Annotated in this window: 8 protein-coding genes; 1 reads left to right on the top strand and 7 read right to left on the bottom strand. The window is 42.2% G+C overall.

Annotated features, from left to right (window positions below; all coding sequences use genetic code 11):
- Nucleotides 1–354: 354 nt before the first annotated feature.
- From ACRD69_RS25005 to ACRD69_RS24975, 7 genes are all read right to left on the bottom strand, one after another.
- Complete coding sequence (locus ACRD69_RS25005) at nt 355–1,023, bottom strand: bifunctional 4-hydroxy-2-oxoglutarate aldolase/2-dehydro-3-deoxy-phosphogluconate aldolase (protein ID WP_430817868.1); 669 nt, start codon at nt 1,021–1,023, stop codon at nt 355–357.
- A gap of 162 nt (nt 1,024–1,185) precedes the next feature.
- Entirely contained in the window at nt 1,186–2,286 is a 1,101-nt protein-coding gene (locus ACRD69_RS25000; protein WP_430817867.1) for a sugar kinase, read from the bottom strand.
- 111 nt (nt 2,287–2,397) lie between these two features.
- The gene (gene kduI, locus ACRD69_RS24995; RefSeq protein ID WP_430817866.1) at nt 2,398–3,243 is read right to left on the bottom strand and encodes a 5-dehydro-4-deoxy-D-glucuronate isomerase; all 846 of its coding nucleotides are present in this window, start codon (nt 3,241–3,243) and stop codon (nt 2,398–2,400) included.
- A gap of 11 nt (nt 3,244–3,254) precedes the next feature.
- Nucleotides 3,255–4,553, bottom strand: a complete 1,299-nt coding sequence (locus ACRD69_RS24990) for an MFS transporter (protein WP_430817865.1) — start codon at nt 4,551–4,553, stop codon at nt 3,255–3,257.
- Nucleotides 4,554–4,571: 18 nt separating this feature from the next.
- The gene (locus ACRD69_RS24985; protein WP_430817864.1) at nt 4,572–5,753 is read right to left on the bottom strand and encodes a BT3233 family polysaccharide utilization protein; all 1,182 of its coding nucleotides are present in this window, start codon (nt 5,751–5,753) and stop codon (nt 4,572–4,574) included.
- Nucleotides 5,743–6,540, bottom strand: a complete 798-nt coding sequence (locus tag ACRD69_RS24980; protein ID WP_430817863.1) for a gluconate 5-dehydrogenase — start codon at nt 6,538–6,540, stop codon at nt 5,743–5,745. Before ACRD69_RS24980 ends, ACRD69_RS24985 begins: the two co-directional genes overlap by 11 nt.
- Before the next feature lie 91 nt (nt 6,541–6,631).
- The gene (locus ACRD69_RS24975; RefSeq protein WP_430817862.1) at nt 6,632–7,630 is read right to left on the bottom strand and encodes a LacI family DNA-binding transcriptional regulator; all 999 of its coding nucleotides are present in this window, start codon (nt 7,628–7,630) and stop codon (nt 6,632–6,634) included.
- A 641-nt stretch (nt 7,631–8,271) separates the two neighbouring features.
- Here ACRD69_RS24975 and ACRD69_RS24970 point away from each other — a divergent pair.
- Nucleotides 8,272–9,381, top strand: a complete 1,110-nt coding sequence (locus tag ACRD69_RS24970) for a metallophosphoesterase (protein ID WP_430817861.1) — start codon at nt 8,272–8,274, stop codon at nt 9,379–9,381.
- Nucleotides 9,382–9,785: the final 404 nt, after the last annotated feature.

Here is a 9,785-nt window from a genome sequence, read left to right as displayed (position 1 = left end):
TTTCTAAAACCACCTCCCGGTTCGTACCTCACCGGACTCCTCCTTTTTGTAAGGAGGAGAGCTGATTTACATGATGCATAGATCTATACGTTTATAAAACTTCTTTTCGAACACTAAAAGGCAAAGCGCAGCGACGCCCCGGGTTACCCGATGCCCATCAATCCGGTGCAACATCAATTGTTCTTCGCGCACTTCTGTTCCATGCAATAATCTAACAGAAAAATGGGATGCCTTCTTATAAAAAACACCTGACCAATATATATTTAGTATTGATCAGGTGTCAGAACTATAAATGTGTAATTGTATCTCTTTACCGGGATCTGCTATGCGTTCAGGTGCAATTCCATCGGCACTTTATTGTAAGCCGCTTATTATGGCCTTCACTTCTTTGACTTTGTTCTCAATAAAAGCGAAATCATTATTTTCTATCACCTCTTTGGGTGTCAGTTGTGATCCCAGGCCAACACAGGAAGCTCCGGCACTGATCCATCCTTCAATACTTTCTTTCGTTGGTGCCACACCTCCGCTGGGCATAATGTTGGTCCACGGACAAGGCGCCTTTATGGCCTTCACAAACGATGGTCCGCCCACTTCTTTACCCGGAAATATTTTAACGATCTCGCAACCCAGTTCCTCAGCTAAATTAACCTCCGACAAAGTACCACAGCCAGGTAACCACGCCACTTTTCGTCGATTACAAACCTTAGCCATATCTGGATTCAGGCTTGGAGAAACAATAAAGTTGGCTCCCAGCTGTATATACAAGGCTGCTGTGGCAGAGTCTACTACAGAACCAACACCCATTATCATCTCAGGACATTCTATTGCGCACCATTTATTCACTTCAGCGAATACCTCGTGGGCAAAATCTCCACGATTGGTAAATTCAAACACTCTGGCCCCACCATTATAACAGGCTTTCACCACCTGCTTCACCAATTCTGCATCAGGGTTATAAAACAATGGAACCATTTTCGTTTCCATCATTGTAGTGAGAACATGTAATCTTTTAAATCTTGCCATATTACTACTATTATTCAGGAGTTCTGTTTATCTCCCGTTTACAAAAATTGAGTAATAAACTCCGGGCAGGACAATACAAAAAACCTACCCGGAATTCATACCAATACTACTATGACCTTAGCATTATAATCCCATAATAAAATTGGTATCACGTCTTTCAAACTATCTATCTACTCTGGCGTTACCACCACCAATTATTTTTTCCACTTCCGACAATGTTGCCATGGTCGTATCACCCGGTGTTGTCATGGCCAGTGCGCCGTGGGCGGCACCATATTCAACAGCCCTGGCTCCATTATTAAATTCCAGGAAACCATAGATCAATCCGGAGGCAAAACTATCGCCACCTCCTACCCGGTCCATTATTTCCAAATCCTCACGATGGGCCGCCTCATGTATTTCACCATCGGCATAGCAAATCGCACCCCATGAATTAACAGTAGCTGACTTTACCGTTCGAAGCGTGGTTGCAATGACCTTGAAATTTGGGAATGCTTCCACCGCTGACCTGATCATGCCTTTATAACCTTCCATATCCAGCTCTTTCAGGTTGGCGTCATTGCCTTCAACCTCCAGTCCTAAACAGGCCGTAAAATCTTCTTCATTGCCGATCATGACATCCACATAGCGGGCAATTTCACGGTTTACTTCCTGTGCCTTGGTTTCACCACCAATAGCCTTCCACAATGACGGACGATAATTCAGGTCATAGGACACAATGGTTCCATATTTCTTGGCTACTTTAACTGCTTCAATCACGGTTTCAGCAGCCGATTCTGACAATGCAGCAAAAATACCGCCTGTGTGCATCCAACGTACCCCAAGGGTTCCGAAAATGTATTCCCAGTCAATATCGCCAGGTTTTAATTGCGATGCAGCTGTATTACCACGATCTGACACCCCTTTAGCACCTCGTATACCAAACCCCCGTTCTGTAAAATTTAATCCGTTACGTACAGTGCGACCACAGCCATCGTAATCCACCCATTTAACAAACTGTGTATCCAGACCTCCCTGAAGCATGAAATCCTCAATTAAAGCACCTACCTCATTATCGGCCAAAGCCGTTATAATCGCTGTTTTCTTTCCAAAACATCGTCTCAGTCCGCGCGATACATTGTATTCGCCTCCTCCTTCCCAGGCTCTGAACTGACGTGTTGTTCTGATACGTCCTTCCCCCGGATCGAGCCGCAGCATTACTTCACCCAGTGAAATACAGTCGTATGTGCATTCCGAAGCCGGCTTAATAGTTAATTTTGACATTCTTATATCGTTAATAAATGTTAGTCAGAAGATTGCAACTCATCCAATGATAAGTTGCAACCCCATCTCCTTCAAATCTCTGACTAACTTATGTTTTAACTTCAATCTTCCTTATCGCAACTCATCAGGCTGCACATGATCCATATCGGTATAGTCAAGGTTTTCGCCACCCATTCCCCATATAAATGAATAGTTGGATGTTCCCACACCAGAGTGAATACCCCATTCAGGAGAAAATACAGCCTGCTCATTGTGCATAAATAAGTGACGTGTTTCCTGTGGCTCGCCCATCAAATGACAGATCGACTGCCCCTTAGGCAGGTCAAAATAGAAATAGGCTTCCATGCGGCGATCGTGCGTATGGCTTGGCATGGTGTTCCATACACTGCCTTCGTGCAATTCGGTCAGTCCCATAACCAACTGGCAACTGTCAACAATACCTGGCACGATCAACTGGTATATGGTTCGCTCATTACAGGTAGCCTGTGCACCCAGGTTAAGTATATTAGCCTTTTCCTTGTTAACCAATGTTGTAGGATGTGAACAGTGGGCAGGTGTTGAACTCAGGTAAAACTTAGCCGGATTGTTTGCATCAACACTCGACATCTTAACCTCTTTACTGCCTCGACCAATATAAATGGCCTCTTTTGCTTTAAGCGGATATTCAGTACCATCAACACTTACTATACCGTCGCCGGCAATGCTGATAATACCCAGCTCGCGACGCTCACAAAAATACGCTGACTTAATGGCGTCGATGGTTTCTAATGTTAACTCCTGATCTACCGGGAAAGCGCCACCAAGAATATAACGCTCATATTGTGAGTAACTCAGGTTGATTTCATCCTTAACAAAAAGATTCTCAACCAAAAATTCTTTGCGAAGTTTCGCTGTATCGTAGTTTTTGACATCTTCAGGGTGACACGCTCTCCGGCGATCATATTTTACGACTGTCATATCTCAAGTTTTTATTCGTTTGTTAATTCTAAATTTTCATCAAGTGGTGTCATCTTCGGCATGAGCAGGTGCACAACGCCAAGTATGATCAGGTAAGCAGAACCAGCAATCATAAAGGCCCAGAAATAACCAGTATTACCTGCCGAATCAAGTACTTTTCCCAATAGCTTATCACCTATAATACCTGCAACAGCACCAACCATACCACCTATACCGGTTACTGAAGCAACAGCCTTTTTGGGAAATACATCTGATACAAGGGTGAAAATATTTGCTGACCAGGCCTGGTGACCAGCTGCTCCAATACCAATTAATACAATGGCTAACCATTTACTTTCGGTAATAGCAACATAACTCACAGGCAAAATAATAATGGCGCACAATAACAAGGTCATTTTTCGGGCTTTGTTAACGCTCCATCCCTTATTCATAAAAGCACCTGACAGCCATCCTCCAAAGATACTACCTCCATCGGCCAGCAAATACATGACCAGGAAAGGAATTCCGATGTTCTTAATATTGACATCAAAGGTATCTGCCAAAAACTTTGCTCCCCAGAACAAATAGAACCACCAAACAGCATCTGTGATCTTTGCAGCTGCAAAGGCCCATGTCTGACGTTTAGGTAATACCTTTTTCCAGGCAATTTTCTCAGATGACTCAGCCGCTGAATCACTATTAATATAGGCAAGTTCTTCTTTCGTTACCTTTGGATGATCCTCTGGCTTCTTATACGTGCGTAACCAAAGTAATACCCATATGGAGCTGAACACACCGGTAAAAAGGAAAGGATACTGCCAGTTTTTACCGCTCTCATGAACCAACCAGCCAACTACAAAAGGCGCTGCAATGGCTCCGATGCTGGTTGCTGCATTGAATAAACCTGTCGCAAAGGCGCGCTCCTTTTTAGGGAACCACTCAGCTACAGTTTTCTGAGCGGCCGGAAAGTGACCCGATTCACCAAAACCAAGTCCGAAACGTGCGGCTGCAAAACCTATTATACTAAAGGCAGGACGCACGACCGCATGCAGCATACCGAAGATACTCCATATACTGATTGCCAAAGTATATCCTTTTTTGGTACCTAAACGATCAATGATACCTCCCATGGTTAACATACCCAAAGCGTATGCTACCTTAAAGGCAATCATAATGTTAGCGTAATCATTATTGCTCCAGTCAAACATTTTCATTAATGTTGGAGCCATCACGCCAATAATACTTCGGTCGAAATAGTTGATGGTGGTGGCATAAACTAGCATGGCCAGTATTCGCCAACGATAGTTACCCATTCCTGTTTTATTGTTCATTTTATCCTGTTTAATAAGTTATTGAATCGATACAAGCAGCGGCGATTGAATTTGCTGAGCCACTTTATTTAAATGCTCATGCCATTCTTCTTTACCGGCAAATTGCTGACTGCCGCTCCAGGCAAAACCAGCATAATATTCAACTTTACCATCAATGGCCTTCAGGTGCATCAATAGGTGACTTTTATCTTTTTCCTCTGAAATTACTTGAGAATATCCGGCGTAATATTTTGGATCAACAACGATGGCATTGCCCAATTCCTCACCCGCATGTGGTGCCCAGTAATCGCCCCAGCAAGCCATTTCGTCAACATTGACCTCCCCTTTCTTATCATGCAGGGTAATACCTGTTGTTAAGTTGTCATTCCCCTCGACACTGATAACAAATTTGGTGAAGTTACTACCCAGATCAATTGAAGCGGTTTTAAGCTGATTCACCTTTTTTAGTTCAGGTCCAAATGGGGCCGATGCCAGGTTAAATGTTGATGAAACAGGTCCGTTTGTCACTACCTCGTAAGCCGTGTAGTTCTTCGATGTGTACAATTCACCATCATACATCACACCGGTTCCACCGCAGCCTAAACTTGGCCCGACATGATAATTATCCAGACCTTCACCATGGTCAATGTGGTAATAACCCGGTTCGGCAGTATTACCTGCATACCAACTATCGATAATGGAATAATCCACCTTCTTTAACCAGCAATCAACACCACCGGAAAAGGTACCTCCTTTAATGCCCCCTTCCACCATAGCTTGAGCTGCCGGGCCATAAACGCGAAAGGCCACTTTATCGTTTTCCCAGGTAAAATCATCGGTACGTTCAGGCACAAAGCGAGCAAAGGTTTTTACATCGCCTGCAAACACAGTCCTTTCGCCTTCTTTGAGTATGTATTGACGTGTTTCCCTGGCTTTAAAGGCTGCCTGAAATAATACATATTCAGGTAGTTTATCACCATCCTCATCCACTAACTGTATCAGTAATTCTTTCTCACTCTTCTTATCTACTACCACCAGGGAAGTAATGCCAGAGAGATGATCGGGTATATCAACTTTTACAGTTTCAATCAGGCGGTCATCGCCTGTTGGGTTAGCAACTGTAATAATTGTTTCATTGCTGCGTTCAATGCAACTAATCGCAAGGAGTAGAAGCATTGCCATTGTTGCATATTGAAGCTTTAAACGCATCTTAAATTTCATTTTCACCTTTAACATATCCGAAGTTGGCCAGAATACCACCATCGACATACAAAATGTGACCATTGATAAAATCAGCGGCTTTAGAAGCCAGGAACAGTGTAGCATTACCAACGTCTTCAGGTTGTCCCCAACGACCGGCAGGTGTTCGGGTCATAACCAGGTCATTGAATGGATGTCCGTCCTCTCTGATAGGTGCCGTTTGAGATGTTGCAATATAACCAGGACCAACGCCATTGATCTGCAAATTGTATTTGGCCCATTCGCAGGTCATGTTTTCTGTTAATAACTTTAAACCACCTTTTGCAGCAGCATAGGCCGATACATTCTGACGACCATATACACTCATCATTGAGCACATGTTAATGATCTTACCCTGACGACGCTCGATCATACCCGGGGCTATGCGTTTAGCCACGATCAGCGGAGCAACAAGGTCAACATCAATGACCATCTCAAAATCCTTTATGGGCATATCCAATATTGGCACACGCTTAATGATTCCTGCATTGTTTACCAGAATATCAACAGGACCAACTTCTTTTTCGATGATGCTAATACCTTTATCCACATCTTCTTCAGAAGTAACATTGAAGTTGACTGTAAATACATCAATACCATCTTTGGCATACTCAGCTTTACATTCTTCCAGCTTCTCATCATTGATATCGTTTACACACAGTTTGGCACCTGCTTTAGCCAATGCTTTACCACATGCCATTCCTATTCCATGAGTTCCTCCTGTCACCAGGGCAATCTTGCCTGTTAAATCAAATAATTGGTTAATCATATCTTATGTTTTTCAAATACCTATGCGCAATCGTTTGCACATTACATTCTAAAAATTATACACTCCCATGTCTTTACATGTATTCAATAAACTATCGTGTTGATGAAGCCCGCTTTATAAACTTTACGGGGATTGTAATCTCAATTGTATGTTGCTCTCCATTAATAGCATCAATCATCTGCCTTGCTGCTATGCGCCCCATTTCTCTTCCCTCCTGCTCTACAGAAGACAGTTTAGGATAGATCATTTCGGCGAAAGGTTCATTGCCAAAACCAGTAACACCAAATTCATCAGGCACCTTAACACCCAATGCATCTAATGCCTCCAGGACTCCAAAAGCAGAATAATCACCTGCACACACTATGGCATCAGCTCCCATATCAAGCACTTTCCCAAGCATTTCATTACCGGCATCACGGGTAATGACATCGTTAAATATGAAGCCCTTATCGATTTCCCCCTTTATATCCAGCAATGCGTCAGTATAGCCCTTCTTGCGCTCACGATAGGCTTTCAGCAATTCACTGCCTCCAAAAAGTGCTATTTTTTTATAACCTGCCTTAAGTAATTGACATGTTGCTTCGTAGGTTCCGGTATAATTATCATTAACAACTTTGGGACCAGCCAATTCATTACTTATTCGGTCGAATTGAACCAATGGAATTCCTTCGTCCAATACCCCTTGAAAATGAGAAAAGTCTTCTGTTTGAACCGACAGTGAAGTAATAATACCTGCCACACGGTTTCGCATCAGAGAATGAACAGCTTTAACTTCTGATCTTATATTCTCCTGACTTTGCATGATCAGTAAGCTATACCCCTTGGGATTCAACACCTCTTCCACTCCACTAATAACATTACTGAAAAAGTGACGGTTAATTCGCGGTACGATCATTCCCACCAGGTCAGACTTACCCTTGCGCAATGACGAAGCCATCAGGTTAGGCTGGTATCCCATTTCTTTGGCTACCTTTTTAACGAGTTCACGTGTTTTTAGGCTTACCCGTTTATTGTCAGCCAAAGCCCTTGACACTGTTGATGGTGTCGTACCTAACTTCCGGGCGATATCATTTATGGTTACTTTCTTCATTTACAAATAACTACATATATAAAAACTCAGAATAGCATTTCGTCACTGAGTTTATTTCCGTACAAATATACAAACGTTTGCGCAGAATTGCGCAAACGTTTGTATATTTTTTATCAGCTACAGGTATCATTCCTTCCGAAACCCTTATTAACAATGAGTAACTGATGAAGTAAAAAAATATGAGGAATAAAAAAAGCACATGAGATCTTTCAGTTGGTTTTTTCAGGAAAAGAAATTTAGCATACTGCTCCTGCTACAAAATCCCAATTGCAACTGACTTTGTATCTAATAATTACATTTACTCTTCAATTAAATTCGCTAATTGATAAGTATATTATCACTTCACACTTGATCGTCAGCCAATTGTCATCTTAATCTTATTGCCTGTTCAAAGAACTCCATGTTAGTTTATGCCTGATTTTCTCCATAGAGAAGTGTATGTGGCTTATTGAAGATTTGCCAGATCAATTATTCCCACCTCAGGTAAAATGTATCACTTAATCTGTAAAATGTATACAATAATAATAGATCAACAAACTAGTTTTGTATGGATAAAACAATCAATATAAGAGGGGAAAAATTTGAGGCAAAAGGAAAGACTTTTTGCTTTTCCCTATTTTTAATGAAGAAATAAATTAACGATGATGAAGATACTTCCATACTTAATATTAATAGCACTTTTGGCCATATTGGTCATAACAGTTATCTACCTGTCACGACGGTTTGCCTGGATGTTTGAAACAGGCAGTACCTGGCCTCTGTACATCGGCTTTAGTCTTTTACCTGCCTACTTTTTAACAGCAGGGATCCTGTTTCTTAATTCAACCACGCCAGGCGGACACCTGCTGTACAAGATATCAGCTGTACTTATGGGTATTTACCTGTTCCTGGTCATCTCCTTTTTACTGGTTGACCTTGTGAATTTATACCTTAAGCTTAAGCCCTCTGCCTTTGCCATAGCGGCTTTGGGACTCACAGCCCTGGTATCTCTTGGCTCATATATTAACGCTGCCTATATACGAACCAGTGAAGTAGAAGTGCCCATCAAAGGCCTGACTCAATCCATTAAGGCTGCTCATCTGTCTGATATACACATTGGTCATTTCAGAACCAATGGTTTTCTTCAGAATATGGTTGACAAGACCAATGCAGCTCAACCTGATGTTATTTTTATCACTGGCGATTACCTGGACAGTCATTATGCGCTGAACGAAAAATACTTTGAGCCATTAAAACAACTCAAAGCACCAATCTATTTTGTGGATGGTAATCATGACCATGCCACCAACAACGACAGTATTCTGTCATTGATGAGTGCTGCCGGTGTTAACGTACTTTATAATGACATGGCTGAATTTAAGGATATTCAGATCGTTGGCCTGACACACATGTTGCCCGACAGAAAAAGCTTTGATATGCATGCCAACGGTCACAGTCCTACCATGGCCGAAACACTGCCTAAGCTGAATATTGATGCAGAAAAGCCCTCGGTATTATTGCACCACGCACCAAGCGGAGCCAAATATGCCCATAAAGCCGGTATTGATCTTTACCTGGCCGGTCACACCCATGCCGGACAGCTATTTCCATTCACCTTTATGGCGCGCCTGATCTTTGATTACAACAGGGGTTTGAACCATTACGAGGATACCAAAATATTTGTATCTGAAGGAGTCGGTACTTTTGGCCCCCCATTCAGACTTGGTACAAAGAGTGAGATCGTTATATTGGACCTGGTGCCGGAGAAGTAGGTGTCTTTAGGGCTTAATAAATTGTCGAACTGATGAACTGTCGAGTTGTCGAAGTGTCGACTGGGATAACTAAAGGCTGACTATTACTGATCCATAAATCCATTACTTAAAACCCTGATCGTTAAAGCATAGGGCAAAATCGTTACGCCATATGTACTTGTGCGCCGTCCAATCCAAAATGAACTGGCTATAAAGCATCCTGCTCCGAAATGTGTAATGATCAACTAAAACCAGTCACCGTTTTTATCAAGTTGCAAATCCTCCGCTTACTCAGTGTTATCGTTAGTTTGTACTTGAAAAAGAGAAGAAGATAAAAAAGAATATTTTCTTTGGATAAAAGCTCCATCTGCTGCGTTAACTTTACCGTGTAATTAGGAAGAATCTATCACAGATATTAAGGACAG

It is taken from the genome of Carboxylicivirga agarovorans (assembly GCF_050589845.1).
Lineage (GTDB): Bacteria > Bacteroidota > Bacteroidia > Bacteroidales > Marinilabiliaceae > Carboxylicivirga > Carboxylicivirga agarovorans.
This window is presented reverse-complemented; position numbering and strand designations above follow the sequence as displayed.